Annotated in this window: 23 protein-coding genes; 17 read left to right on the top strand and 6 right to left on the bottom strand. The window is 46.9% G+C overall.

Translation table 11 applies throughout. The annotated features are described in order from the left end of the window. Positions 1–3 precede the first annotated feature (3 nt). Positions 4–750, bottom strand: a complete 747-nt coding sequence (locus Q0110_RS04595) for a hypothetical protein (protein WP_297903260.1) — start codon at positions 748–750, stop codon at positions 4–6. A 109-nt stretch (positions 751–859) separates the two neighbouring features. After that, positions 860–2,275 carry an AAA family ATPase gene (locus Q0110_RS04590; RefSeq protein WP_297903257.1) on the bottom strand — a complete coding sequence of 472 codons (1,416 nt, stop codon included), beginning with the start codon at positions 2,273–2,275 and terminating at the stop codon, positions 860–862. A 93-nt stretch (positions 2,276–2,368) separates the two neighbouring features. On the opposite strand from Q0110_RS04590, the gene Q0110_RS04585 reads away from it, so the two are divergent. Genes Q0110_RS04585 through Q0110_RS04575 form a run of 3 tightly spaced genes read left to right on the top strand, consistent with a single transcriptional unit; the run spans position 2,369 to position 4,389 of the window. Beyond that, the gene (locus tag Q0110_RS04585) at positions 2,369–3,004 is read left to right on the top strand and encodes a hypothetical protein (RefSeq protein ID WP_297903254.1); all 636 of its coding nucleotides are present in this window, start codon (positions 2,369–2,371) and stop codon (positions 3,002–3,004) included. Between the two features lie 12 nt (positions 3,005–3,016). Beyond that, the gene (locus tag Q0110_RS04580) at positions 3,017–3,841 is read left to right on the top strand and encodes a DUF3822 family protein (RefSeq protein WP_297903252.1); all 825 of its coding nucleotides are present in this window, start codon (positions 3,017–3,019) and stop codon (positions 3,839–3,841) included. Then, entirely contained in the window at positions 3,832–4,389 is a 558-nt protein-coding gene (locus Q0110_RS04575) for an RsmD family RNA methyltransferase (protein ID WP_297903249.1), read from the top strand. The genes Q0110_RS04580 and Q0110_RS04575 overlap by 10 nt, the downstream gene beginning before the upstream one ends. Here the strand turns inward: Q0110_RS04575 and cls are convergent. From cls to Q0110_RS04560, 3 genes are all read right to left on the bottom strand, one after another. Beyond that, positions 4,361–5,797: a cardiolipin synthase gene (gene cls / locus Q0110_RS04570; protein WP_297903238.1), complete on the bottom strand. Its 1,437-nt coding sequence runs from the start codon at positions 5,795–5,797 to the stop codon at positions 4,361–4,363. The two genes, Q0110_RS04575 and cls, sit on opposite strands and share 29 nt — an antisense overlap. A gap of 257 nt (positions 5,798–6,054) precedes the next feature. Further along, positions 6,055–7,029 (bottom strand): GNAT family N-acetyltransferase, encoded by a 975-nt coding sequence (locus Q0110_RS04565; protein WP_297903235.1) that lies wholly within the window; start codon positions 7,027–7,029, stop codon positions 6,055–6,057. Between the two features lie 12 nt (positions 7,030–7,041). Continuing rightward, on the bottom strand, positions 7,042–7,866 hold the full coding sequence (locus tag Q0110_RS04560) for a 1-acyl-sn-glycerol-3-phosphate acyltransferase (protein WP_297903233.1): 825 nt from the start codon (positions 7,864–7,866) through the stop codon (positions 7,042–7,044). Positions 7,867–8,300: 434 nt separating this feature from the next. Between Q0110_RS04560 and rsmH the strand changes: the two genes are divergently transcribed. The 14 genes from rsmH (at position 8,301) to Q0110_RS04490 (ending at position 25,231) form a co-directional block, all read left to right on the top strand. Continuing rightward, positions 8,301–9,218: a 16S rRNA (cytosine(1402)-N(4))-methyltransferase RsmH gene (rsmH, locus tag Q0110_RS04555; protein WP_297903230.1), complete on the top strand. Its 918-nt coding sequence runs from the start codon at positions 8,301–8,303 to the stop codon at positions 9,216–9,218. A gap of 17 nt (positions 9,219–9,235) precedes the next feature. Beyond that, positions 9,236–9,589, top strand: a complete 354-nt coding sequence (locus Q0110_RS04550) for an FtsL-like putative cell division protein (protein ID WP_297903227.1) — start codon at positions 9,236–9,238, stop codon at positions 9,587–9,589. 18 nt (positions 9,590–9,607) lie between these two features. Further along, complete coding sequence (locus Q0110_RS04545; protein ID WP_297903224.1) at positions 9,608–11,803, top strand: penicillin-binding transpeptidase domain-containing protein; 2,196 nt, start codon at positions 9,608–9,610, stop codon at positions 11,801–11,803. Between the two features lie 2 nt (positions 11,804–11,805). Next, positions 11,806–13,257: a UDP-N-acetylmuramoyl-L-alanyl-D-glutamate--2,6-diaminopimelate ligase gene (locus Q0110_RS04540; protein WP_297903221.1), complete on the top strand. Its 1,452-nt coding sequence runs from the start codon at positions 11,806–11,808 to the stop codon at positions 13,255–13,257. Between the two features lie 76 nt (positions 13,258–13,333). Next, entirely contained in the window at positions 13,334–14,593 is a 1,260-nt protein-coding gene (gene mraY, locus Q0110_RS04535) for a phospho-N-acetylmuramoyl-pentapeptide-transferase (RefSeq protein ID WP_297903218.1), read from the top strand. Positions 14,594–14,597: 4 nt separating this feature from the next. Next, positions 14,598–15,935 (top strand): UDP-N-acetylmuramoyl-L-alanine--D-glutamate ligase, encoded by a 1,338-nt coding sequence (murD, locus tag Q0110_RS04530; protein ID WP_297903216.1) that lies wholly within the window; start codon positions 14,598–14,600, stop codon positions 15,933–15,935. Between the two features lie 11 nt (positions 15,936–15,946). After that, on the top strand, positions 15,947–17,245 hold the full coding sequence (locus Q0110_RS04525) for an FtsW/RodA/SpoVE family cell cycle protein (protein ID WP_297903213.1): 1,299 nt from the start codon (positions 15,947–15,949) through the stop codon (positions 17,243–17,245). Next, positions 17,242–18,348: an undecaprenyldiphospho-muramoylpentapeptide beta-N-acetylglucosaminyltransferase gene (murG, locus tag Q0110_RS04520; RefSeq protein ID WP_297903210.1), complete on the top strand. Its 1,107-nt coding sequence runs from the start codon at positions 17,242–17,244 to the stop codon at positions 18,346–18,348. The genes Q0110_RS04525 and murG overlap by 4 nt, the downstream gene beginning before the upstream one ends. Positions 18,349–18,353: 5 nt before the next feature. Then, complete coding sequence (gene murC, locus Q0110_RS04515) at positions 18,354–19,742, top strand: UDP-N-acetylmuramate--L-alanine ligase (protein ID WP_297903206.1); 1,389 nt, start codon at positions 18,354–18,356, stop codon at positions 19,740–19,742. Then, positions 19,739–20,467, top strand: coding sequence for a cell division protein FtsQ (locus Q0110_RS04510; RefSeq protein WP_297903203.1), 729 nt, complete (start codon positions 19,739–19,741; stop codon positions 20,465–20,467). The genes murC and Q0110_RS04510 overlap by 4 nt, the downstream gene beginning before the upstream one ends. Positions 20,468–20,472: 5 nt before the next feature. Beyond that, positions 20,473–21,816, top strand: coding sequence for a cell division protein FtsA (gene ftsA / locus Q0110_RS04505; RefSeq protein WP_297903200.1), 1,344 nt, complete (start codon positions 20,473–20,475; stop codon positions 21,814–21,816). A gap of 33 nt (positions 21,817–21,849) precedes the next feature. After that, complete coding sequence (gene ftsZ / locus Q0110_RS04500) at positions 21,850–23,214, top strand: cell division protein FtsZ (protein ID WP_297903197.1); 1,365 nt, start codon at positions 21,850–21,852, stop codon at positions 23,212–23,214. Between the two features lie 19 nt (positions 23,215–23,233). After that, a complete protein-coding gene (locus tag Q0110_RS04495) occupies positions 23,234–23,683 on the top strand; it encodes a GatB/YqeY domain-containing protein (protein WP_297903194.1) in 450 nt (149 codons plus the stop codon). A gap of 114 nt (positions 23,684–23,797) precedes the next feature. Further along, positions 23,798–25,231, top strand: coding sequence for a carbon starvation protein A (locus Q0110_RS04490; protein WP_297903191.1), 1,434 nt, complete (start codon positions 23,798–23,800; stop codon positions 25,229–25,231). A 73-nt stretch (positions 25,232–25,304) separates the two neighbouring features. Here Q0110_RS04490 and Q0110_RS04485 read toward each other — a convergent pair whose 3' ends face one another. Then, positions 25,305–26,036: a response regulator transcription factor gene (locus Q0110_RS04485; RefSeq protein ID WP_005861388.1), complete on the bottom strand. Its 732-nt coding sequence runs from the start codon at positions 26,034–26,036 to the stop codon at positions 25,305–25,307. Positions 26,037–26,053: the final 17 nt, after the last annotated feature.

Below are 26,053 nucleotides of genomic sequence, written 5' to 3'. Positions count from 1 at the left end.
TAATTAAGAGAAACGCTTTTCCAATAGCTTGACGAAATCGGCTACGGAGGCGTCTTCTATATTCCAATTCAATACTTTGCTCAGGTAAGAGATCGACTCCTCGTACGAACTGAGATCGTTCAGGTCTGCGATCGCCTTGTTCATTTTCTCCTCGTTTCCTCCGAATAATTCCCTCCGGAAACGAAAACGGTCGTTTAAGCTGAATGCCTTGCGGAAATCAGAAAGTTTTTTCTTTTCCAAAATATCATTCAGTGAGATGCTTGATTTATCCGCTAATACGGTTTTATGGGGAATTTCTGTCTCTTTCGTAGGGATAACCTCTCGCATGATCTTTTCCTGCGGGAGCGGTTCTTCGACAGTCGATTCCTCGACCACCGGTTTTTCGACGATAGACTCTTCAACGGTCGGTTCCTCGATTATCGGGGTGATTGTCTCAACGATAGGTTCTTCTACCTGTACGACCTCGGTGGCAGGGGATGTCTCCGGAACCGGTTTTATTTCCGGCATCTGTAAAGGCTTGCCTACGGGAATGGAATCGATAAGCCGTTGATGTTCCTCCATTTGCTTACGCAAAACCTCTAGCTGAAACTCTTCCAACGCATGAAGTTCCTTCAATACCTTGTGGGTTAACTGGAATGTCTGGTTAAAGAAAGAGGCGGGATAGATTTCCGCATCCCTCATTCCGGTTGCCAACCTCTCCAACTCCCTGATATCTGCCAATAGATAATCTATTTTTTCCTTGTTTGCCATTTCAATATGTTTTTCAGATGTTGCGAATCATCCGGACATATGTATGTTCTGCAACAAAAGTACGTATTTCTTGCCAATGTTGCCAGTTTCGATCTTAAAATATTGTAAATCATCCGACGAACTCATCCGGTAAATTCACCAGATACAGGTGATGAGTAGCCCGGGTAAAAGCCGTGTAGAGCCAACGGTAGAAATCCTCGCCGAGCATTTCCTCCGTGATGTAACCGATATCGAGAAATACGTTCATCCATTGACCGCCTTGCGCTTTGTGGCAGGTTACCGCATAGGCGTATTTTACCTGTACGACGTTGTAATGAGGATCTACCTTCATCTTTTTCATTTTACCCGCCTTGGTAGGAATATCCTCGTAATCCTCTAATATGTTGTAGAACAGCTTGTCGTTTAGTTCTTTGGGAAGTGCGGGAGAATCGGTTTGTAAAGTATCCAGGAGGATTTTCAGGTCGATCTCCAGATCGTAATCTTGAAAACGAGCCGTGATGTCGGCGAAACGAAAGCCATACATCTCCGTGACACGACGTACCCGTATTACTTGAATAATCTCTCCGTTCGCTATAAAATCCATTTCTTTACAATTCGCCGTCCAGTAATAATTATTCTTGGCTACCATTAAACGATCGCCGGACGATAACTCTTCTTCCCTGTATAAGATTCGGTTACGTATACCATTATTATAAATCGTAGCCCGTTTATTCGAGCGGGAGATAATCATTGTTTCTTCTATACCGTCACGGCTATAGGCTGAGGATATTTCCTCGATCAGTTCATCCCCGTTGACTTTCGTGAAATCGGAGAAACCCTTTAATCGTAATTTCGGAAAGCTCTCGACCGTACTGTTCCGTAGGGCGTCTCGTAACCGAGTTGCGTTATATAAGATACCGGAATCCTCGCCTTGGCGTACGACTTGGGTCAACGCTATCTCCCAAACCTGTAGGTTATAGCCCCGTAGTACCTCGGGATTCAAGGCGGGACTTTCCGTTTGCGTCACCGGAGGAAGCTGGGCGATATCTCCCATTAAGACCAGGCGGCAGTTGTCGCCGGAATAGACGTACTGAATCAAGTCGTCCAGTAAACGTCCGGAGCCGAAAACGAATGAATCCAAGCCCTCGTTGGCGATCATAGAGGCCTCATCGACGATGAAAAGTGTATCTTTATGTAAATTATCCGCAGGCATGAATCCTGTCGGTTCATTGGAAAACGCTCGTTGGCGATAGATTTTTTTATGAATTGTATACGCTTTTTGGCCAGCATAACCCGAGAAAACCTTGGCGGCCCGTCCGGTAGGAGCCAGCAAGAATGCTTTTTGCTTTAATTCATTAAGTGTTTTCACCAAAGCCCCGACCAAGGAGGTCTTTCCGGTTCCTGCGTAACCGTTCATCAGCAGAAGGCTGTCTGGTTGTTCAGACAAGAGGAATTCGGTAAGCGTATGGAGCGCTAAAAACTGATCCTCCGTCGGTTTATAAGGAAAATTTCGTTCGATTTGATGGCTTATGTAACTATTTATCATTTTGATCGCAATAATTTTCGCGATAAAGGTAGTGTATTAAATATTCTTTTTTAAATTTGCCGAACGAAATAAATTCAAAAAACAATACAAACCATGAAAGTTACATTAAAGATTTTATTAGCTGCCGCAGTTGTACTGCTAGTTTACATGTGCTATAGAAGTATTCAGGCACCGAGGGAATACGATGCAGAAAAAGAGATTCGTGACGACGCGATTATTGCCCGTTTGATCGACATTCGTAAGGCTCAGATCGAATACAAGAACATGCATAAGACGCATGCCGGAAGCTTCGACGACTTGGAGAAATTCTTGAACACGGAGAAATTACCGTTCTTGATCAAGGAAGGTGTATTGACTGACGAACAATTAGAGAAGGGTATGACCGAGCAGGAAGCTGTTAAGAAAGGTTTAATCAGACGTGATACCATGTGGGTATTGGCTAAAGATACGTTGCTGGGTAAGGATTATGACGTAGCAAGTATGCGTTATGTGCCGGCTATTCCGGGCGAGAAGATTACTTTCAAGATGGATACGGCTACTTTAAAGTCTGGTTCCGGTTACGAGATCAAAGTATTCGCTTGTGAGGTTCCTTACAAAGAGTATTTGCGTGGTATGGACGCTCAGTTGACTTTCAACTTGATCGACAAAGCCGAGAAACAAGGTAAGTTCCCGGGATTGCGCGTAGGTTCCTTGGAGGAAATTAATAACAACGCAGGTAACTGGGAATAATCAGTGGCTCGTATGACTATCAGCGTTCCTGATACGTTAACTACTGATAATTCGGAAAAGTATATAGTGTCCATCCGGCTTCGGTCGGGTGGACTTTCTTTTTCCGGGTACGAGCCCTCGGTTGGAGGAAGTTTCTTTTACAGGGAAGTGGAATTTGACCGGGCGGTATCTTTCATCATTTCCCTTAAGGAGTTCTTCTTCGCCAATGATTTCCTTGCATGGATGTATAAGAGGATTCATGTGATCTGTGTATCTCCGATATATAGCTTAGTCCCGAATGATTATTTCTTAGATAATAAGGAAGAGCGGTTGCTGGATTTTAGTTTCTCTGCCTCTGGGCGGCATTGCTTGGTCGATACCTTGAGAGAGCAACGGGCTAAGTTGGTGTTTGGCGTAGACGAGGAGGTCTACGAGTTTTGTTCTCGTTCTCTGTTACACCCGGCTTTCTCCCATTATATGACTTCCCCGCTAACGCTATGGAAGAGATGGAGCGGGGCCGGTTTAACCCGGCAAATGTATGTCGTGATAGAGCGGAAGCGAATGGACGTGGTGTGTTACGCCCAAGGGCAACTCTTGTTTGTAAACTCTTACCAGGTCGATCAGCTAAACGATATAATGTATTATATATTATATGTGTGGAGGCAGGTTGGATTAGACCAAGAAGAAGACCGGTTGTATTTATTGGGAGAATCCTCTTCACAGACACGGGTTATGGAGCGGTTGCGAATTTATTTGCGCCATGTCGAGCCGATGGAAATTCCATCGGAAACGTATCTGCTGGGAGCGGATGTGGCGAAAGCCCCTATGGATTTAATATCTTTGTTAGTATGCGAATAATAAGCGGTATATACGGTCGTCGCCGTTTTGACGTGCCCTCTTCGTTTAGCGCACGTCCCACGACGGATTTCGCGAAAGAGAATATTTTTAATGTAGTGAATAACTTGGTGGATCTGGAAGGCATGGATGCGCTAGACCTTTTTGCCGGAACCGGAAGCATCTCCTTTGAGTTGATCTCGCGAGGATGCCGGAATGTGACCGCCGTAGAGAAAAACAACGCTCATGCCTCTTTTATCGCCAAGGTTGCGAAAGAGTTGAAGACGGATGCGTTGACCCTGATACGTGGGGATGTTTTCCGTTATTTAAGTTCGGCCCCCCGGCAGGGTTTTGATTTTATCTTTGCCGACCCTCCGTATGCCTTGCCGGAATTACCGGAAATACCTTCCCTAATTCTCGACCGTGACTTGCTGAGAGATGGCGGGATATTTGTCATGGAACATCCCAAGGCCAATGATTTCTCCTCCTTACCTTATTTTTATCAGCGCCGGGTATATGGTTCCGTGAACTTTAGCATCTTCCTTAAAGAAGGGGAGAGAACAGACGCATAAACGATTCCGCCAAACGTTGCTTGAGCGGGCGTTTTAGCCAGCGAGACGGGATCAGGCGCTCGCAATGATGCATGTCGTGTATGAAAATACGTTTCATTTGTAAGGCGAATTCCTTTTGGTATACGAAGGCGTTGATCTCAAAATTATGCTCGAAACTTCGGAAGTCCATGTTGGCAGATCCGATGCTTGCCAATGCGTCATCACACACCACCAGCTTGGAATGCAGGAATCCCGGTTTGTAAAGGTACACCTTTACGCCGGCTTTTACCATCTCGTCAATAAAGGAATGGCTGGCCATATTTGCGGAACGAGTATCGGAGCGTTTAGGCAACATCAAACGGACATCTACTCCCCCTAAGGCCGCGGTTTGCAACGCTTGGTTCAGTCCCTCGGTTGGAAGGAAATAAGGGGTTTGTATAAAGACATACTTTTTGGCGTTGGCAATCACGAAAATCGTGGCTTGCAGCAAAGTCCTCCATTGACCAACCGGGCCACTGGTAGCGATCTGCATGATATTATCGCTATAGATGCGGGCTGCCGGATAGTAAATCCGGTCGTTCAGGAGTTTTTTACTGATCACATACCAATCGATTAAGAACACGGATTGAAGCCCGTGCACTCCTTTCCCCTCGAATTTGAAGTGTGTATCCCTCCATATCCCCCAGGTGGTTCCTTTATCGTATCGATCGGCTATATTCATACCTCCCATGAAACCTACTTTCCCGTCTATCACGACGATCTTGCGGTGGTTCCGGTAGTTCACCTTGCTGGTGAGCACGGGGAAAGCTACCCTCAAAAACGCGTACACCTCGATACCCGCCTCTTTCATCTCCTTAAAGAAGCGATCCTTTACGTTCCAGCAACCCACGTCATCGTAAAGCACGCGTACCTCCACGCCTTCTTTCGCTTTCTTGATAAGGAGCTGTTGCACTTGCCGTCCTATCTCGTCATCGCAGAATATATAATATTGTATATGGATATGATGGGTCGCTTTCTTGATCTCTTCCAGCAAATCTTTGAATTTGTCGGCCCCGTTCGTGTAGATCGTGATTTGCGTCCCGTATAATAGGGAAGATTGGTTCGTGTTGGTCAACAGGGTCGATAAGGGTTTGTAAGGGTCTGGAACTACACAGGCATCTTGAGGCAATTTATCCTCTTGCGGCCTCTTCATGATGCGTTTGTAGGTACGCCTTGATATGACTCGTTGTTTCCGGTTGTCTTGTCCGAAGAAGAAGTAGAAAAGCAATCCGATACCGGGCGCTAACAATAAGACGATTACCCAGGGGATCGTCTTTAGTGGATTCCGGTTCTCTGTGATGATGACCAATACCAGCCCCAGTATCGTGACACTATACAATATGATGAATATTGTACCAACGATTAACTGTATGTGAATGGCTGCTAACATGAAACTCTTTCTTTGCTATGATCTGCTAAGATAAGAATGCTTTCCGAGAATAGCAAATATTAGACAATGCATATGAATGAGACGTTTTGCTTCGAAAAGCATGCCTTTTATTCTTATTTATTGTTACTGCCACGATTCACGGAATCTCGATATAATAAGGTCTATGCGAATATCACCGCCATATGCTGATAGATATGGGTTTTGAAAATGGGTTCAACTAAGGATGCGACATAAACCGGGAGAACGGTTCCCGTCTTTTATTCCCCCGTGAAATTCTTGCGTATCAACTCGGCGGATTTATACTCCTCTTCCAGATACGTCTCGATATGCCGTTTCTTCTTATCCTCCAATATCTCGTTGATAGCGATGAGGATACCCGTTTCCTCTACCTCCCCGAACTCATGGTTGATAGCGGTGCCGAATACACGCATCTTAGGCGACAGGCTCATGTAAGCGTTTACCAACGGAGGCACGTTGATGCCGAATTTACGCACCTCTTGGTTCAATACCTTGTAGTTGTCCTTGAAATTATCGTAGTGAAAGAGAGATTTCATCTTCTCCACGTCCATGTTCGTCTCCAAAGGATGTACGGGCGTGATCAGCCGGTCCGGGTCCGGAAAATGCAATCCGAGGAAATACAAGATCATATTACGGGCCTCTTGGTTGTAGGTATTGTACATGGTCACCTTCCCGAAATAATACCGCAAGCTAGGGTCTACCACGGATAAGGCGCCCAGTCCGTCCCATAGGTTATCCAACACGAACAGGCCCTTAGAGCCGGAACGGGTGGATTGATACTCCAAGGCCACGAACGAACGTCCCAGTTCCACCGTATAAGGAAGGATCTCCTTGATAAACTTCTCCGAGAAATTAAACAGGTGTGAGGTCGCCAAGGCCGGTTTGCCATTCTCGTCGAACCTCACGTCCGAGCCGCAAAGGAAACGGTATCCTCCTAGTATCTGCTCATCTTCCGGGCTCCAGACGATCAGTTGGCGGTAAGCGTCTTCCATGGTATCATACTCGTCGATATCCACCGGGAAGCCCGTGCCGCCCCCATAGTAACGGAAAGCCACCTCCCGCAGTCGCCCTATCTCTTGCATGACGTTGGGAGAGTCGTGCGCCGTGACGATATAAATCTCATTCCTCGATTTATTGGTACTTCTCAACCTCTTCTCTTTGGTCAATTCAGCTTTCAGTAGTGTCCTATCTATGGGATTGATAATGTCTTGCATATGTTTCGTCTGTTAGTCCTTGAGTTTGTATACCATGTTTTTCATCCACTCGGCCCATTCGATGGGTTTCTTGCTGTTGTCGAATGTCTGCCAAGGGATAGGCTTCCCGAAGTAAATCCGGAAGGTTTTATGCTTGCTCCGGAACATCTCGTCCGGCAAATAGATCATCTCGTAATTCATTTTTATGCCCAGCGCCTTGCGTATCCGGGCGAGGTTGTAGAAGAAGTTGGAATTCCTCCCGTCGAAATAGACCGGCACGATATCCCGCTTGTATTGCACCGCCTTTTGGATGAACGATTTCTTCCACTCCATGTCTTGTATCTTCCCGCTGATCTTACGGGAACATAACCCGGCGGGGAATGTGATGATCTGGTTGTCCGAGGCGAAAGCCTCTTCCAGCATTCGAGCGTTGTCCTTCCCTTGGGCACCGTGTTTATTGATCGGGACAAAGATGGATTTCAGGTTGGAAAGATAAAGCAACAAGTCGTTGACAGGATATTTGATACGCCCTTGGAACCGGGAACCGATGACAGCGGAGAGACAGATACCGTCCAACCCCCCGAGCGGATGATTGGAGGCGAAGATATAACGGCCTTCGGTCGGGATGTTTTCCTCGTGTACCAGATCGAGGGTAAGATCAAAATAACCGATAAGCTCACGCATGAAATCTACCCCTTCCTTGTCGTGGTAGCGGGCTAATATATCATTTAGCTCCTCTTGATGAACCGTGCGAATCAAGTAATCCACGATAAATCCCGGGATCTTGCGCAACGCCTTAGGCGCTTTTTGTGCCAATACTTTCTTGATATCTATCTTTGTTACACCTTGTTTTGCCATCTATCTAAGCTTGTCGGGGGCAAAGATAAAGTTTATAATTAAAAAGAGAGAGGTTTAAAGGAAGTTTTTGCTTTTTCGCCAGCGATCTTGGCTTTTTCCCTACTACCCGATACGTTAGCCTTTGGGGACTTAAGTATAGATGATATACCATCCGTTGGATGATCTGCGCCATCTGTCGAACAATCATCCAACGGATGGTAGACGATTCATATGAAAGGGTGGACAGGCTGGCGGAGGCCGGTGAAAAACTTAGGAAATAAGGGTGAAAAAGCTAAGGGTTAACGACCTGTTGATAACTTTTTCCTACTTTTCTTATATAAATGTTGGCGGGTAATTTTTGAAATGTGTACTTTTACCCACCGATAAGGCATGTATGTGCGTATCAAAGGAGTACGACGCTTTGTTTAAGAGGAAGTTTAACGTAAGAACGACGAATGGAAGAAAAAGATAGTTGCTATCACGTACCGGTAATGCTGCGAGAAAGCTTGGAGGGATTGGATATCCGTCCCGACGGGATTTACGTGGATGTTACGTTTGGCGGTGGAGGCCATTCCCGCGAGATCTTAAGACGGCTGGGCAGCGAGGGCGAGCTTTACGGCTTCGACCAAGACGAGGATGCCGAGCATAATATCCCGGTAGACCCACGATTCACTTTCGTGCGCAGCAATTTCCGTTATTTATATAATTTTATGCGTTACTACGGAGAATGTGGGAAGATAGACGGTCTGTTGGCAGACTTGGGTGTTTCTTCCCATCATTTCGACGATAAGGAGCGCGGTTTCTCTTTCCGTTTCGACGGGGCCTTGGATATGCGGATGAACGCACGTGCCGGGCAGACCGCCGCCGATGTCGTGAATAACTATACGGCAGAGGCGTTGGCCGACGTGTTTTATCTGTATGGCGAGTTGAAGGTGGCGCGGAAGTTGGCGTCTGTGCTGGTGAAAGCCCGCGAGACAAGGAAGATCGAGACGATCGGGGATTTCCTGGAGGTGGTCAAGCCGTTTACGGGAAAAGATAAGGAAAAGAAATTCTTGGCGCAAGTCTTTCAGGCACTTCGTATCGAGGTGAACGATGAGATGAGGGCGCTGAGAGAGATGTTGCAAAGTTCCTTACGGGTGTTGAGGCCGGGAGGACGTTTGGTGGTTATCACCTACCATTCCTTGGAAGACCGCTTGGTGAAGAACTTTTTGAAGACTGGTAATTTCGAGGGGAAATGCGAGCAGGATTTCTTCGGGAACGTGCAATCGCCTTTCCGCTTGGTCAATAATAAGGTAATCGTCCCGGCAGACGAGGAGGTGGAGCGGAACCCCCGTTCCCGGAGCGCTAAGCTGAGAATCGCAGAGAAGGTGTAAAGGAGGATTATATTTATATGGAAGAGAACGGGCAACGTAAGAAAACGAGGAAGAAGGAGAAACGCCTCTCGTTTTGGTATATACTTGGCGGTGGTATCCTGAAGGAGGATTTCATCCTAAGGCATACACGCATGATCGTGCTGGTTGTCGTATTGGCGTTTTTCTTTATCGGTAACCGGTATACGTGCATGCAAAAGTTGCGTGAGATCGACCGGTTGCAACAACAGCTGAGGGATGTACGTTTCGAGGCGCTGTCGATCTCGTCCGAGTTGACGGGCAATAGTCGGCAGTCGCAGATCGAGTTGTTAATTGAGGAACAAGGTATTGACTTGGAGGGAGCGAAAACCCCTCCTTATGAGTTGTATAAGTGAGATAAAGTATAAATGGGTATGTCTGAAGAAAACGAACCAAGGGAGGTAGAGCCTAAAAGTAGCCGGATTTTATTCTGTTACTTCGTGGTAGTGCTATTGTTGGGGCTTGTGGCTGTAGGGATACTGTTTCGTGCCTTCGATACGGCCTTCGTGGAGAGAGATAAATGGTTGAAGGTAGCCGAGAGCCAGAAACGACCGAACCGCTTGGTATTGCCGGGACGAGGCAATATCTATTCGTCGGACGGTAAGCTGATGGCCACCAGCGTACCTCGCTATTATATGTATATCGATTTTAGGGCAGAGGCGTATAGCCCGGCCAAGGATGCAAAGTATAATTGGCGGGATACGTTCAAGATGTCAAAAAGGAACGGGGTAGACTCGTTAGCTTTTTATCTTTCCCGTAAATTGAAGGATCGTACGCCGGCGGGCTATAAGGCTTATCTATTGAAAGGGCTGAGTGGCAAGAGTCGCCAGTTTCCGGTCTATGCGGGGAAGGTCTCTTACTCGGACTTGAAGGAGATCCGCAAGTTCCCGTTCTTTCGCTTAGGGCGTTATAAGAGCGGTTTTTATACGAAAGAGATGGTACAGCGGCAGAAACCTTTCGGGACCTTGGCGTCTCGTACGATCGGTGATATCTACGGAGAGATTGAGGAAGGGGGGACTACGAAAGGTAAGAACGGGCTGGAATTACAGTATGACTCGCTCCTGCGGGGGCAGGCCGGGTTAAGCTCCGTACGCCGTGTCGGTGGAGGCTGGACGAACGTGATCGAGGTGGAGCCGGTAGATGGTATGGACATCCGTACCACGATCGATATCAATATACAGGATATAACGGAGAAGTCGCTGGTCGATAAATTGAAGGCGATCGATGCCGAGTCAGGAACGGCGGTCGTGATGGAGGTCGAGACCGGAGAGGTCAAGGCGATTACGAATATGGGCCGTATCCGCGAGGGCGTATATGGAGAGACAAAGAACCATGCCGTGGCGGACGAGATCGAGCCGGGTTCTACTTTCAAGGTAGCCTCCATCATGGTAGCTTTAGAGGATGGATTATGTAATCCGGGAGATACGGTCGATGTAGGCAATGGCATATATATGTATAAAGGAGCCCGCATGACGGACCATAATATGAATAAAGGGGGATACGGGCGTATCTCGGTGGAGCAGGCGATTTGGTACTCCTCCAATATCGGTGTGGCCAAGACGATCTTGAAAGGCTATGCGGATAACCCGACGAAGTTTGTGGAAGGTCTGTACCGTATCGGTATGAATGCGGACCTTCGCTTGGAGATACCGGGAGCGGGGCGTGCCAAGATACGCCGCCCGGACGATACGACCCGTTATTGGTCTAAGACAACCTTGCCTTGGATGTCGTTCGGTTACGAGACGCAGGTGCCGCCGATCAACACATTGGCGTTTTTCAACGCGATTGCGAACGACGGGAAAATGGTTCGCCCGATGTTTACGAAGGAGATCTTGCATAATGGCAAGACCGTGCAGAGTTTCTCCACGGAGGTAATCAACCCTTCGATCTGCTCGGATCATACGTTGGCGGTGATAAAAGATATGTTGCTGGGAGTCGTGGAGAAAGGAACCGGTAAAGCGGTCCATTCGGATATTGTCCGGATTGCCGGGAAGACCGGTACGGCGCAGATCGCTACGGGTGGAGTCTACCGTACGAGCGGGCACCAAGTCTCTTTCTGTGGCTATTTCCCGGCTGATCATCCGAAATATTCTTGTATCGTGGTGATACGTCGTCCCCGTATCGGTTATCCTTCGGGTGGTACGATGTCGGGGGGGGTAGTCCGTGCGATCGCTGAGAAGATATACGCCAGCCATATGTCGTTCGATGTCTTGGATATGGAACGGGATTCGATGGCCGTGATGGTGCCTCGTGTGAAAGGTGGTGATCTGAAAGCGGTAGAAGGCGTATTGGATGAATTGGATATTAAGGCAGATACGGATAGCTTGGAAACAAAATGGGTGGTAGCTTCTGCCGGTCGAGAGGAAAATAAGGTGAATTTGAGCGATCTGACGATTCGCGAGGGATTGGTTCCCCGGGTGGTCGGCATGGGGGCTAAAGATGCGGTTTTCTTGTTAGAGCAGGCGGGCTTGCGTGTATCCTTGTCGGGAGCCGGGCGAGTCGTATCGCAGAGTGTCTTGCCGGGGCAGCGAGTGTCTAAGGGGCAGACCGTATTATTAACATTGAAATAAGTATGGAACTAAGAGATTTAATCGGTGCGTTGGAAACTCCCGAGTTGATGGGAGCGGATAATGTGGATATCACGAATATTCAGTCGGATTCCCGCCGGGTGACGGGAGGGTCTTTGTTTGTTGCGGTGAGGGGTACGGCCGTGGATGGCCATGCTTATATAGATAGCGCTATAGAGAAGGGAGCTGTCGCTATCGTATGCGAGGAGGTTCCCGCCGGTTTGGAGGGGAAATGCTCGTTTATCGTGGTGAGGGATTCGGCAGAGGCCTTGGGGCTTTTGGTATCTCGCTGGTATGGCGATCCTTCTCGGAAACTGGTATTGGTAGGTGTGACGGGTACGAACGGGAAGACTACGATCGCTACTTTGTTATATGAGATGTTCAGGAAGATGGGACATAAAGTGGGATTGCTTTCCACGGTATGTAATTATATAGATGGCGAGGCGATACCTACGGATCATACGACTCCGGACCCACTTACGCTTCATTCCTTGATGGCCCGGATGGTAGAGGCCGGATGCGAGTATGCTTTTATGGAGGTTAGCTCTCATTCGATCGATCAGCGGCGTATCAGCGGCTTGTCTTTCGACGGGGGGATTTTCACGAACCTGACTCGCGATCATTTGGATTATCATAAAACCGTGGAGAATTACTTGAAGGCGAAGAAGAAATTTTTCGATGACCTGCCTGCCGGGGCTTTCGCCTTGACGAATGCCGATGATAAGTCCGGCTTGGTGATGTTGCAGAATACGAAGGCGAAGAAGTTGACATATTCCTTGCGTACCTTGGCCGATTTCAAGGGGAAAATATTGGAATCTCATTTCGAAGGTACGGACTTGATTATTAACGGTCGGGAGGTTATGGTACATTTCGTGGGACGTTTCAATGCTTATAATTTACTGGCCGTATACGGTGCCGCGGTTTCTTTGGGGAAAGATCCCGAGGAGGTGCTGGTCGTGTTGAGTACGCTTCGCTCTGTATCCGGCCGGTTCGAGACGATCCAGTCTCCGCTCGGTTATACGGCGATCGTGGATTACGCTCACACACCGGATGCCTTGACGAACGTATTGAATGGTATCCATGAGGTACTGGACGGGAAAGGACGTATCATTACCGTTGTGGGGGCCGGAGGAAACCGAGATAAGGGAAAGCGCCCGTTGATGGCGAAAGAGGCCGTCAAGCTGAGTGATCAGGTAATCCTTACCTCCGATAACCCGCGCTTTGAGGAACCGGATGAGATCATTAAAGACATGGTGGCCGGATTGACGAAAATGGATATGGAACGTACCTTATGTATCACGGATCGTGCGCAAGCGATCAAGACCGCCACGATGTTGGCAAAGAAGGGAGACGTGATCCTTGTCGCCGGAAAAGGACATGAAGATTATCAGGAGATCAAGGGGGTGAAACATCATTTTGATGATCGGGAGACGATAAAAGAAATCTTTAATGGTTGACAATTGATAAGTGGCAGTTGCGCTTAGCGATATTTAATTGCCATTTGTCAACTATCAACTAAAAAACATAGTTTTTATGCTGTATTATCTTTTTAATTATTTGGATCAGTTGGATTTCCCGGGAGCGGGTATGTTTAAGTACGTATCTTTCCGATCGGGTTTGGCCTTGATCTTATCTTTGTTTATCTCTACGGCGATCGGTCGGCGTATCATCGATAAGTTGCAAATGTTGCAGATCGGCGAGACGGTGAGAGAACTGGGATTGGAGGGCCAGATGAGTAAGAAGGGAACGCCGACGATGGGAGGTATTATCATTATTATCGCTATATTGATCCCTACTTTGCTGTGTGCCAAGCTAAATAATATCTATGTGATATTGATGTTGGTGACAACGGTCTGGTTGGGGGCTTTGGGATTTGCGGACGATTATATCAAGGTGTTCAAGAAGAACAAGGAGGGTATGCACGGGCGTTTCAAGATCGTTGGTCAGGTCGGATTGGGCCTGATCGTTGGCTTGGTGTTGTTTATGAGCCCGGACGTGGTGATCAAGGAGAATATGGAGGTGCGCCATGATAACGTGATCGAGGAGGTACGTTACCATGCGGTGGAGACCAAATCGACAAAAACTACCATCCCGTTCTTGAAAAACAATAATTTCGATTACGCCAACTTGGTGAACTGGGCGGGCGATTATAAGGAAGAGGCCGCATGGCTGGTATTCGTACTGATGGTGATCTTCGTGGTGACCGCCGTGTCGAACGGAGCTAATATGACGGATGGACTGGACGGTTTGGCTGCCGGGACATCGGCTATCATCGGAGTGGCGCTTGGTATTTTGGCTTATATGTCGTCTCACTTTGAGTTCGCCTCGTTCTTGAATATCATGTTTATACCCGGTGCGGAGGAGTTGGTGGTTTATGCCGCTGCCTTTATCGGAGCGACAGTCGGCTTCTTATGGTACAACTCGTATCCGGCCCAGGTATTTATGGGAGACACGGGAAGTCTGACCTTGGGAGGTATCATCGCCGTTTTTGCGATCATCATCCGTAAGGAGCTGTTGATACCGATCCTTTGTGGTATTTTCTTGGTGGAGAATATATCGGTCATGTTGCAAGTGGCCTACTTTAAATATACGAAGAAGAAGTATGGGGAAGGTCGCCGTATTTTCAAGATGGCCCCTTTGCACCACCATTTCCAGAAACCGGGAAATGCGGGTATACAAGCGTTGATCCAGAAACCGTTCAATGTCGTGCCAGAATCGAAAATCGTGGTTCGCTTCTGGTTGATCGGTATTATTCTGGCTGTTATGACGATAGTTACGTTAAAGATGAGATAAAAAGATGAGTAAGAGAATGGTTATATTAGGGGCCGGTGAGAGTGGCACGGGAGCCGCTGTCTTGGCGAAGGCGAGAGGATTCGATGTGTTCGTGTCCGATAAATCGTCTATCAAACCTAAGTATAAGGAGATGCTGGACAACCACGGGATTCGTTGGGAAGAAGGACAGCATACCGAAGCCGACATCTTGAATGCCGACGAGATAGTCAAGAGCCCGGGTATTCCCGATAAGGCTCCTATCATACAGTCGCTGAAAAAGCAAGGTACACCGATCATCTCCGAAATCGAGTTTGCGGGGCGTTATACGGATGCGAAGATGATCTGCATCACGGGAAGTAACGGCAAGACGACAACGACGATGCTTACGTATCATATCCTGAAAGAAGCAGGAGTAGACGTGGGTTTGGCCGGGAATGTAGGTAACAGCTTGGCGCTTCAAGTAGCGGAAGACCCTCATGCGGTCTACGTGATTGAGTTGAGCAGTTTCCAACTGGACAATATGTACGACTTTAAGGCAGATATCGCTATTTTATTGAACATAACACCGGATCATCTGGACCGTTATAACTATGAGATGCAGAACTATATAGACGCAAAGTTCCGCATCTTGCAAAACCAGACGAAAGGCGATGCCTTCATTTTCTGGAACGATGACCCGATCATAGCCCGTGAGATCGCCAAACGGCATCCGGAGGCTACTCTTTACCCATTCGCCGAGACACATGAGAACGGCGTGAAGGGATATACGGAAAATAATCAAGTAGTTATTGAAACGGCAAACGGAACATTTACGATGGAACAAGACCTATTGGCATTGACTGGTACGCATAACCTGTATAACTCTTTGGCTTCAGGTATAGCGTCCAAGATCGTGGACATTCATGATGAGAAGATACGTGCCTCACTCAGTGATTTCACGGGTGTTGAGCACCGTTTGGAAAAGGTGCTTCGCGTGCGTGGCGTTGATTATATCAATGACTCGAAAGCTACGAACGTAAACTCTTGTTGGTATGCCTTGCAGAGCATGACGACTCCGCTCGTATTGATCTTGGGAGGTACGGATAAGGGAAATGATTACTCGGAGATCGAGGAACTTGTGAAGAAGAAGGTGCATTCATTAATCTTCTTGGGCGTGGACAACACTAAATTGCATGCCTTCTTCGATGGGAAAGTCGCACATATAGAAGATGCCCGATCGATGGAAGAGGCTGTGACGAAAGCTTATAAGATGGCTCATAAGGGAGATACGGTATTGCTCTCTCCTTGCTGTGCTAGCTTCGACCTGTTCAAGAGCTATGAGGATCGGGGTGACCAGTTTAAGGCTTGCGTGCGTAATTTGTAATAAGAGATAAAATGGATCTGGCGAGTAAACTGTTTAAGGGCGACCGGGTGATATGGATCATTTTCATGTTCCTATGTCTTATATCGGTGGTAGAGGTGTTCAGCGCGACCAGTACGATCGCTTATAAGAATGCGAATCACTGGGCGCCTATCGTACGCCACGCCACGTTTTTACTGGGAGGTTTCGTCATGGTATTGTTGTTGCATAATATACCGTGCCGGTTCTTCTCCGCGTTTATTATATTGCTGCCGGTCTCGATGCTGATGCTGATCGTGACACCCTTTATCGGTGTGGATGCCAATGATGCGCATCGATGGCTGGAGATCATGGGGATACAGTTCCAGCCTTCGGAGTTTGGGAAACTGGCTTGTGTCGTCTTTGTCGCCTTCTTGCTTAGTAAGCGGGGAAAGTTAACGGAGAACCAGATTTTTAAGTATATACTGATTGGGGTGGGGGCGACTTGTGTCTTGATCCTACCGGAGAACTTCTCGACAGCTTTTATGTTGTTTGGAGTTTGTTTCCTGATGATGTTTATCGGCCAATTACCGTTTGGGAAATTGGCGAGGTTGGCGGGTATTTTGATGTTGGCGTTAGTGTTGTTCCTGGCATTACTTAAGTTTACGCCGGCTGCTATTACCCAGTATTTGCCGGATCGGTTCGTTACTTGGCAAGGCCGTTTGGAACGTTTCTTCGACGGGAACGAGGATAACTTGGACGAGAACGGGACATATAAGATAACCGATGATAATTATCAGGTGACCCATGCGAAGATAGCCATCGCCCGGGGTGGTGTATTAGGACGGATGCCCGGACATGGGCAACAACGTGACTTCCTGCCACAGGCGTATTCCGATTTTATCTATGCGATTATCATAGAGGAATTGGGTATCGTTGGGGGAATTTTCGTGTTACTGCTTTACATCATGCTACTGGTCCGGGTCGGGATGATCGCCCGGAAATGTGATAAGCCATTCCCGAAATTCCTAGTGTTGGGATGCGGGTTGCTGGTGGTAGTCCAAGCCTTGGCGAATATGGCGGTAGCCGTGAATTTAGTGCCTGTTACCGGGCAGCCGATGCCGTTGGTGAGTCGAGGTGGTACGTCGACGCTAATTTCTTGCATTTATTTCGGGATCATATTGAGCGTAAGTCGCTTTGGTGCCAATATCGGAAATGAGGATGAGGACGAGGAGGACACGGAGAGTCCTTCCAGCGAACCATCCGGAGAGACAATAAATCAGGCAGTCGAGGGAGAGAAAGAGAATAATCCGCTATCGGCTGTCGAAACGATAACTGTAGAGTCAAAAGTATGAGAAAATACCGGATCATAATAAGTGGTGGTGGTACGGGGGGCCATATCTTTCCGGCCATATCTATCGCTAATACTTTCAAGAAACGTTTTCCGGAAACGGAAATCTTATTTGTAGGTGCGGAAGACCGCATGGAGATGGATAAGGTTCCGGCTGCCGGTTATAAAATCGTAGGTTTACCGGTGAGCGGGTTTGATCGCGCCCATTTGATGAACAACGTGAAGGTCTTGGCCCGTTTAGCGAAAAGCTTGCGCTTGGCGAGAAAGACGATCCGTGAGTTCAAACCGGACATAGCGGTCGGCGTGGGTGGTTATGCCAGCGGACCGACTTTATGGATGGCGGCCTCGCAAGGTGTTCCTGCGTTGATACAGGAACAAAACTCGTATGCCGGTGTGACCAATAAATTGTTGGCGAAGAAAGCGAGCAAGATTTGTGTCGCTTACGAAGGTATGGAGAAGTTCTTTCCGGCAGATAAGATCGTGATCACGGGGAATCCGGTACGACAGGATTTGGAAGAGGCGCTAAGTAAAAGAGAGGAGGCATTGGCGTTCTTCGGGCTCTCTCCGGAGAAAAAAACGATCCTTGTGGTAGGGGGGAGCCTTGGCGCACGTACGATCAACCGGAGTGTTCAAGGGGATCTGGACAAGTTCTTTGCCTCGGATGTGCAGGTTATCTGGCAAACCGGGCGATATTATTATAACGATGCTTCCAAGCATTTGAAGGCGTACCGGGGAATGCCCGTTTGGTGCTCGGACTTTATTACCCGTATGGATTATGCTTACTCTGCGGCAGATTTGGTGATATCCCGTGCGGGAGCTAGTTCTATCTCGGAACTTTGCTTATTAGGAAAACCGGTAGTCTTGGTGCCTTCTCCGAACGTAGCGGAAGATCATCAGACCAAGAATGCCTTGGCACTGGTCAATAAGGATGCCGCCGTTATGATTGCCGATAAAGATGCGGAGAGGGATTTAGTGCCTGCCGCCTTGAATATTGTCCATGATGATGAACGTTTGCGTACATTGAGCCGTAATATTGAGACCTTGGCGCAACGCCGTAGCGCAGATCGTATCGTGGATGAGATAGTTAAGATTATAGATAAGAAATAAGGGATATGGATATAAATAAAGTGACAGCGGTATATTTCGTAGGAGCCGGCGGCATTGGGATGAGTGCCTTGATCCGTTATTTCCTTTCTAAAGGAAAAAGGGTAGCTGGATACGATAAGACCCCTTCCGATTTAACCGAGGAGTTGAAAAAGGAGGGAGCCGATATTCACTATGAGGATAATATAGCTTTGATCGGAGATGTGTTCAAATCGCCCGCCGATACGTTGGTGGTTTATACGCCGGCGGTACCGGAGGCGCATACGGAATTGACCTATTTCCGTGAGCATGGTTTCGAGGTGATGAAGCGGGCCCGTGTCTTGGGAGAGATCACGAAAAGTAGCCGGGGTTTATGTGTGGCGGGAACGCATGGCAAGACAACGACTTCTTCTATGCTGGCTCATTTGCTGAAACAGTCGCCGGTGGATTGCAACGCTTTCCTCGGAGGAATCTTAAAGAACTACGAGAGTAATTTGATGCTTTCCGATACAAGCGACCTGACCGTGATTGAGGCAGATGAGTTCGACCGTTCTTTCCATTGGCTTACCCCTTATATGGCGGTGATTACTTCCGCTGATCCGGATCATCTGGATATTTATGGTACGGCAGAAGCTTACCGGGAGAGTTTCGAGAAATTTACCTCCTTGATCCGTTCCGATGGTTGTTTATTGATCAAGAAAGGAATTGATGTAACGCCCCGTTTACAGGAGGGTGTGAAGAAATATACCTATTCTGTTACGGAAAGAGCGGACTTTTGCGCTGAAAATATTCGTATTTGCGCTGGAAATATTATCTTTGACTTCGTGGGGCCGGAAATCCGTATTCCTGATGTGGAATTAGGGGTTCCCGTAAAGGTGAATATAGAGAACGGGGTAGCGGCTATGGCAATCGCTTGGTTGAACGGGGTGAAACCGGAGGATCTGCGAAAAGGTATGGCTACATTTGCTGGCCCTCGCCGTCGCTTCGATTTCCATTTGAAGACGGACCAAGTGGTGTTGATCGATGATTATGCTCATCATCCGGCAGAATTGCGGCAGAGTATCTTGTCGGTGAAGGAATTATATGCAGGTCGTAAGGTGACAGGTATTTTCCAGCCGCACTTATATACCCGTACCCGGGATTTTGCGGATGATTTTGCGGCGAGTCTTTCTTTATTGGATGAGTTGATCTTGCTGGATATTTATCCCGCTCGCGAGGATCCGATTCCGGGAGTAACCTCTCGGATTATTTTTGATAGGGTGACGATCCCTTCTAAGACATTGTGTAAGAAGGAAGAGCTTTTAGACGTGGTCGCCGCCGGGAAATATGAGGTCGTATTAATGGTAGGTGCCGGCAATATTGATCGTTTGATGGAGCCTGTAAAAGAAATTTTATGTAAACAAATAAGGAAACCGTGATCCGAATAATTTCCATAGTAGTGGCTACGTTGTTATTCTGCTACATCGTGTTTGTCTCGTTTTTCTTCCGGGAAATGCGCCAAGATGTTGTCTGTCAAGATTTGCAAGTCGTGGTGAAAGACAGTCTGGATAAGCACTTTGTAAGTGAGAGTGACCTTGTGTCTATACTGAAGAAGGCCGGGCTTGATCCGATCAAACAACCGATGGCCGACGTGAATACGGATCGGATCGAGACGGAATTACTTAAGAATGAGATGATAGCCCAGGTGGAGGCCTATAAGACTCCTTCGGGGATTATCAAGCTGGAGGTCATGCAAAAGATGCCTATCCTCCGGATTATGAGCGTAAGAGGCAGTTATTACGTGGATAATCTGGGAACTACCATGCCGATCAGCCGTAGGTATGCCGCTCACGTGCCAATCGTGAGTGGATATGTGGAAAAAGAGCTTGCGGTGACCGACTTATACAAATTTGCATTATTTTTGCAAGAGAATGAGTTCTGGAATGACCAGATCGAGCAAATATATGTCTATCCGGATAAGGACATAGAACTTATTCCCAAGGTGGGTAATCACCGGATCATGCTGGGTACTTTGGATGAATTCGAAGAAAAGCTTGCGAATTTAAAGATTTTCTATGAACAAGCGATCCCTAAAGTAGGTTGGGAAAAGTACGGTATGATTAATTTAAAATATAAGAATCAGATTGTTTGTACTAAAAAATAGATGATATGGCATACACAGACTTTATAGCAGCTATTGACCTAGGTACCTCCCATATGGTAGGAATGGTGGGGACTAAGAATGCGACAGGCGCTCTTTCTATCATCGCCTACGAAGTTGAGAATTCCGGCACCTGCATACGAAGAGGATGTGTATATAATGTGAAGGAGACGGCGAGTAAGATAAAACGCCTGGTCCTGAAATTAGAGAATAAACTGGGTGGTTCCAAGATCGGTCAGGTATATGTGGGATTGGGGGGGCAGTCGCTCCGTTCCATCGAGCATACGGTTTGTAAGGTGCTGGGAGCGGAAGGTGTAGTCACAGAGGAGATTATAGACTCGCTCTATCAAGAGTGTAAGGATTATCATCCGGATATGTTGACCGTTCTTGACGTGGTCTCTCCCTCCTATTTTTTAGATGATAAGCCGGAGTCTAATCCGGTGGGCGTGCCTTGCAGCCGTATCGAGGCTCGCTATAAACTGATCGTGGGACGTCCTTCCTTGAAATTAAATATTATCAATAGTATTTCGGAACAAGCGAAGATTGAGATTGCGGGGATTCTCGTCTCGCCCCTTGCGCTGGGAGATGTCGTGTTGAGTGACAATGAGAAAGACTTGGGGTGTGCCTTGATTGGCTTTGGTGCCGGTGTGACAACGATATCTGTCTATAAGGGAGGTAAATTGGCCAGTCTTTCCGTTGTTCCTTTTGGAGGGAACTTGATAACAAAAGATATAACCAATCTCAGGGTCGTAGAGTCTGAGGCAGAACGCTTGAAGATTACTTATGGCAGGGCGAAAGCAGACCGGGAGAATGATATGACCATCCAAGTAAGTTTAGCGGATGGCATGGGATTGCGCGAGATTAAGCTGGCCGAGTTGAATAATGTGATTGAGGCCCGTATGGATGAAATCCTGGAGAATGTATATGCTCGTTTGGAAGCTACAGGTTTGATGAATGCTCTCGGAGCGGGAGTCGTGATTACAGGTGGAGGAGCTGCTTTAAAGAATTTGCCAGTAGTAATGAGTGAGCGTTTGAAGATGGAGGTTCGTTACTCTTCGGTTCGTAAGGGAGTTGTGGCTAGCGGTGATTTAGTGGTTGCTAGTAATCCTGAGTATGCGGTGGCCATCGGCCTTTTGGCAGAAGGAACCAAGAATTGTGCGTTATATATACCTCCAAAACCGGAACCTAAGATAGAGCTGGATGTGGATCCAGAACCTATGCCGGCTCCGGAACCGGAACCTGTCAAAGAGAAACCGAAAAAAAAAGGTTCCGGCTTGTTCGGACGTTTGACAAAGGGGATCGATACCTTTGGGAAAACCCTCTTCGACGATGATGATAACGAGAGAAAATAACGTGATCTACGAATGTAATAAAACCGGAAGACAATGGACGATACAATATTAAATTTTAATTATCCTACGGATACTCCCAAGATCATTAAAGTGATTGGTGTTGGAGGCGGTGGCGGAAATGCCGTTACTCATATGTACAAGGAGGGGATACACGATGTTACGTTCGTGTTATGTAATACGGATAATCAGGCCTTGAACCGTTCGGATGTTCCTATCAAGTTGTTGCTAGGACGCGAGATCACGCAAGGATTAGGTGCGGGAAACAAACCGGAGAAAGCGATGATGGCAGCCGAGGAGAGTTTGGACGACCTGCGAGGTATGTTGAACGATGGTACGAAGATGGTATTTATTACTGCCGGTATGGGTGGTGGTACTGGTACAGGTGCCGCTCCGGTTATCGCTCGTATCGCGAAAGACATGGGTATATTGACAGTCGGTATTGTAACTATTCCATTCTTGTTTGAGGGTGAGCGTAAGATTATACAAGCCTTGAATGGCGTGGAAGAGATCGCGAAAAACGTGGATGCCTTATTGGTGATCAATAACGAGCGTTTGCGTGAGATTTATTCGGATCTTTCCGTGATGAATGCTTTTGGCAAGGCCGATGATACCTTGACAATCGCCGCCAAGAGTATCGCTGAGATCATTACACTTCCTGGTATTATTAATCTCGACTTCGCTGATGTCAACACCACGATGAAAGATGGGGGTGTCGCTTTGATGAGTAATGGCTATGGAGAAGGAGAGGGACGTGTTCGCCAGGCGGTGGAAGATGCTCTGAATTCCCCGCTATTGAGTAACAACGATGTGAAGAACGCCAAGAAGATCTTGTTCAACGTATATTTCAGCGAGGAGGCTGAGTTGCGTATGGAGGAGATGAACGATGTGCATAACTTTATGTCTGAGTTTAATCGAGATATAGAAGTTATCTGGGGTACTGCCGTGGATAATACGTTAGGTAATAAAGTGAAAATGACGATTCTCGCCACTGGATTTACGATGGATGATATTCCATTGATCGCTGATAAACGCAGGAATGAGGCCGCTCAGATGACGGAGGAAGAGTTGCGTTTGGAGGAAGAACGGATAGAGAAAGAACGTAAGGAGCGGGATTTGATCGGTAAATATTATGGTGCTTCCGCACAGAAAGCAGGACGTTTCACTTCTCGTGCGAAAGCGGTGGTTTTAACGCAAGATGAGTTGGATGATGATGCCTTGATTGCCTTGATTGAGGATAACCCGACGTATAACCGAGATCCGAAGATCGTGGCCCGTGCCCGTTCTAGGGTGACGGGAGAGGATATTCAAGTGTCGGCTTCGACTATGGCAAAGCAACCGAGTAAGCAACCTCGCCAAGATTCTCCGCGGGGAGGTAAGCAAGTGATCAGTTTCCGATAGTTAATAATATAATAAGGATATGGATTTATTTGAACAAGTCAGCGAAGACATTAAAAACGCGATGAAGGCGAAAGATAAGGTTGCCTTGGAGACATTGAGAAATGTAAAGAAATTTTTCTTGGAAGCGAAAACCGCTCCGGGAGCTAATGATACTCTGACGGACGCAGATGCCCTGAAGATCATGCAGAAATTGGTGAAACAAGGGAAAGACTCGGCCGCTATTTACGTGCAGCAAGGCCGTCAAGATTTGGCTGATACGGAATTGGAGCAGGTAAAGGTGATTGAAAAATATTTACCTCAACAAATGTCGGCCGAAGAATTAGAGAAAGAACTGAAAGCCATTATCGCTCAAGTTGGAGCCACTGGCCCGAAAGATATGGGAAAGGTAATGGGGATGGCCTCAAAAGCTTTGGCGGGAAGAGCCGAGGGACGGGTGATATCCGAGACGGTGAAGCGTTTACTTAATTAATTATCTATAGGAAAACCGTGCCAAGGGTGCTCTGACAATAGCTCGTCGGAATGCCCTTGGTGCGGTTTTTCGTATATACCTTTTTCCTTTGACAATTTAATTCTTTAAAAAACCATGATTACTTTTACATGTTGCCTGATTGCCCTTATCGTTGGATATTTTACTTATGGTAAGTTTGTCGAACGAGTGTTTGGCATAGATTCCTCCCGGGTTACTCCCGCTTTCACGAAGCAAGATGGCGTTGATTATATACCGTTGCCTACTTGGAAGATTTTCATGATCCAGTTTCTGAATATAGCGGGGTTAGGACCTATTTTCGGTGCTATAATGGGCGCTAAGTTTGGAGTAGCCTCTTTTCTATGGATCGTATTAGGAAGTATATTTGCCGGGGCTACCCATGATTTCTTGTCGGGAATGCTCTCGCTACGACATGATGGAGAAAGCCTTCCGGAATTAATCGGGCGGTATCTGGGGAATAATTTCAAGCAATTTATGCGTGGTTTTACGGTAATCCTGATGATCCTGGTCGGAGCTGTTTTCGTAGCTGGTCCGGCAGGGTTGCTGGCTAAATTGACTCCGGAGTATTTGGATATTACGTTTTGGATTATCGTCGTATTCATTTATTATATATTGGCTACTCTATTACCCGTTGATAAGATTATCGGAAAGATTTATCCGTTATTTGCCATTGCTTTATTATTTATGGCTGTAGGTATCTTGGTTATGTTATTTGTTAACCAGCCGCCGTTGCCGGAGATTACGGATGGGCTCGGTAATACACACCCGGAAGGCTTACCTATTTTTCCGATCATGTTTGTTAGTATCGCTTGTGGCGCTATATCCGGCTTTCATGCTACCCAAAGCCCATTGATGGCTCGTTGCATGAAAAGTGAGAGGTATGCTCGCCCGGTGTTTTATGGGGCGATGATCACCGAAGGTATCGTTGCCTTGATCTGGGCCGCCGCCGCTACATATTTTTTCCATAATAATGGGATGGAGGAGAATAATGCCGCGGTCGTGGTAGACAGTATTACGAAAGAGTGGCTAGGAACTGTCGGCGGTGTATTAGCGATATTGGGTGTGATAGCGGCCCCGATTACATCCGGTGATACGGCTTTCCGCTCGGCTCGTCTGATTGTTGCCGATTTTCTGCATATGGAGCAGAAGACGATAACCAAACGGTTGATGATTTGTATTCCCATGTTTGTCGTTGCTATAGGAATTTTATTGTATAGCCAGAAAGATAAGGATGGGTTTGATATGATCTGGCGTTATTTTGCGTGGAGTAACCAGACATTGGCGGTATTTACTTTATGGGCTTTAACCGTATATCTGGTACAAACGAAGAAGTTGTATGTGATAACCTTGGTTCCCGCTTTGTTCATGACTGCGGTATGTTCTACATATATCTTTGTGGCTCCGGAAGGTTTGAGCCTTTCTTCTGGTATTTCTCAACTTTTGGGCTTACTGGTCACATTGATTGTTTTCGGGGTATTCCTATTGTGGAAAAGAAGGAATGCGTCTTTGATCCGACCTGAAGAAAAATAATGATAGCTTGAGGGTAATAGAAAAGGCTGGTAATTTAACCAGCCTTTTCTATTGTCGTTGTTAAAGTACTATATTAAAGTACTTGTATACCTTCTTCACGGGCTTGTTCCTCTCCGGAAGGAGTGATCAGCTTATAGCCTTTACCATGAATGTTGATAATTTCGATACCCGGATCGTCTTTCAGCAATTTACGTAGTTTCGTGATATAAACGTCCATGCTACGAGCGTTAAAGTAATTGTCGTCTACCCAGATCGTCTTCAACGCATAATTACGCTCAAGGATCTCATTTGCGTGGGCGCATAATAAGCTTAATAATTCGCATTCCTTCGTAGTAAGTTTTGTGACCTTGTCGCCGATAGCCAATGTTTGTTTTTGCGTATCGAACAAGAAGTTTCCTAACTTGTAGAAAGGAATATCTTTCATCTTCTTACCCTTCACACGACGAAGGATGGCTTCGATACGAAGCAATAATTCTTCCATGCTAAATGGTTTTGTCAAGTAGTCGTCTGCGCCGATCTTGAATCCTTCCAATATATCTTCCTTCATAGTCTTGGCCGTAAGGAAGATAATAGGGATGTCAGGATTGATAGAGCGGATTTCCTGTGCCAGGGTGAAACCATCTTTCTTTGGCATCATGACATCCAACACGCAAAGATCGTATTTACCTTTGGTAAAACCCTTGTATCCGGCTTCTCCATCAGAGAATAAGTCCGTTACATAACCTTTCGCTTGTAAGTATTCTCTTAAAAGCATACCTAAATTCTCATCGTCTTCGCAAAAGAAGATCTTTAGTTTTTCTTCCATAACTAACTTTTTATAAG

This window comes from uncultured Parabacteroides sp., from assembly GCF_947855115.1.
Taxonomy (GTDB): domain Bacteria; phylum Bacteroidota; class Bacteroidia; order Bacteroidales; family Tannerellaceae; genus Parabacteroides.
This window is presented reverse-complemented; position numbering and strand designations above follow the sequence as displayed.

Coding starts and splice junctions, on each gene's coding strand:
- Q0110_RS04495 (WP_297903194.1), top strand. CDS start 23,234: ATGGATTTATTTGAACAAGTCAGCGAAGACATTAAAAACGCGATGAAG.
- Q0110_RS04590 (WP_297903257.1), bottom strand. CDS start 2,275: ATGATAAATAGTTACATAAGCCATCAAATCGAACGAAATTTTCCTTAT.
- rsmH (WP_297903230.1), top strand. CDS start 8,301: ATGGAAGAAAAAGATAGTTGCTATCACGTACCGGTAATGCTGCGAGAA.
- ftsZ (WP_297903197.1), top strand. CDS start 21,850: ATGGACGATACAATATTAAATTTTAATTATCCTACGGATACTCCCAAG.
- Q0110_RS04580 (WP_297903252.1), top strand. CDS start 3,017: ATGACTATCAGCGTTCCTGATACGTTAACTACTGATAATTCGGAAAAG.
- murG (WP_297903210.1), top strand. CDS start 17,242: ATGAGAAAATACCGGATCATAATAAGTGGTGGTGGTACGGGGGGCCAT.
- Q0110_RS04560 (WP_297903233.1), bottom strand. CDS start 7,866: ATGGCAAAACAAGGTGTAACAAAGATAGATATCAAGAAAGTATTGGCA.
- murC (WP_297903206.1), top strand. CDS start 18,354: ATGGATATAAATAAAGTGACAGCGGTATATTTCGTAGGAGCCGGCGGC.
- Q0110_RS04565 (WP_297903235.1), bottom strand. CDS start 7,029: ATGCAAGACATTATCAATCCCATAGATAGGACACTACTGAAAGCTGAA.
- mraY (WP_297903218.1), top strand. CDS start 13,334: ATGCTGTATTATCTTTTTAATTATTTGGATCAGTTGGATTTCCCGGGA.
- Q0110_RS04575 (WP_297903249.1), top strand. CDS start 3,832: ATGCGAATAATAAGCGGTATATACGGTCGTCGCCGTTTTGACGTGCCC.
- Q0110_RS04585 (WP_297903254.1), top strand. CDS start 2,369: ATGAAAGTTACATTAAAGATTTTATTAGCTGCCGCAGTTGTACTGCTA.
- murD (WP_297903216.1), top strand. CDS start 14,598: ATGAGTAAGAGAATGGTTATATTAGGGGCCGGTGAGAGTGGCACGGGA.
- cls (WP_297903238.1), bottom strand. CDS start 5,797: ATGTTAGCAGCCATTCACATACAGTTAATCGTTGGTACAATATTCATC.
- Q0110_RS04540 (WP_297903221.1), top strand. CDS start 11,806: ATGGAACTAAGAGATTTAATCGGTGCGTTGGAAACTCCCGAGTTGATG.
- Q0110_RS04485 (WP_005861388.1), bottom strand. CDS start 26,036: ATGGAAGAAAAACTAAAGATCTTCTTTTGCGAAGACGATGAGAATTTA.
- Q0110_RS04490 (WP_297903191.1), top strand. CDS start 23,798: ATGATTACTTTTACATGTTGCCTGATTGCCCTTATCGTTGGATATTTT.
- Q0110_RS04545 (WP_297903224.1), top strand. CDS start 9,608: ATGTCTGAAGAAAACGAACCAAGGGAGGTAGAGCCTAAAAGTAGCCGG.
- Q0110_RS04550 (WP_297903227.1), top strand. CDS start 9,236: ATGGAAGAGAACGGGCAACGTAAGAAAACGAGGAAGAAGGAGAAACGC.
- Q0110_RS04525 (WP_297903213.1), top strand. CDS start 15,947: ATGGATCTGGCGAGTAAACTGTTTAAGGGCGACCGGGTGATATGGATC.
- Q0110_RS04595 (WP_297903260.1), bottom strand. CDS start 750: ATGGCAAACAAGGAAAAAATAGATTATCTATTGGCAGATATCAGGGAG.
- ftsA (WP_297903200.1), top strand. CDS start 20,473: ATGGCATACACAGACTTTATAGCAGCTATTGACCTAGGTACCTCCCAT.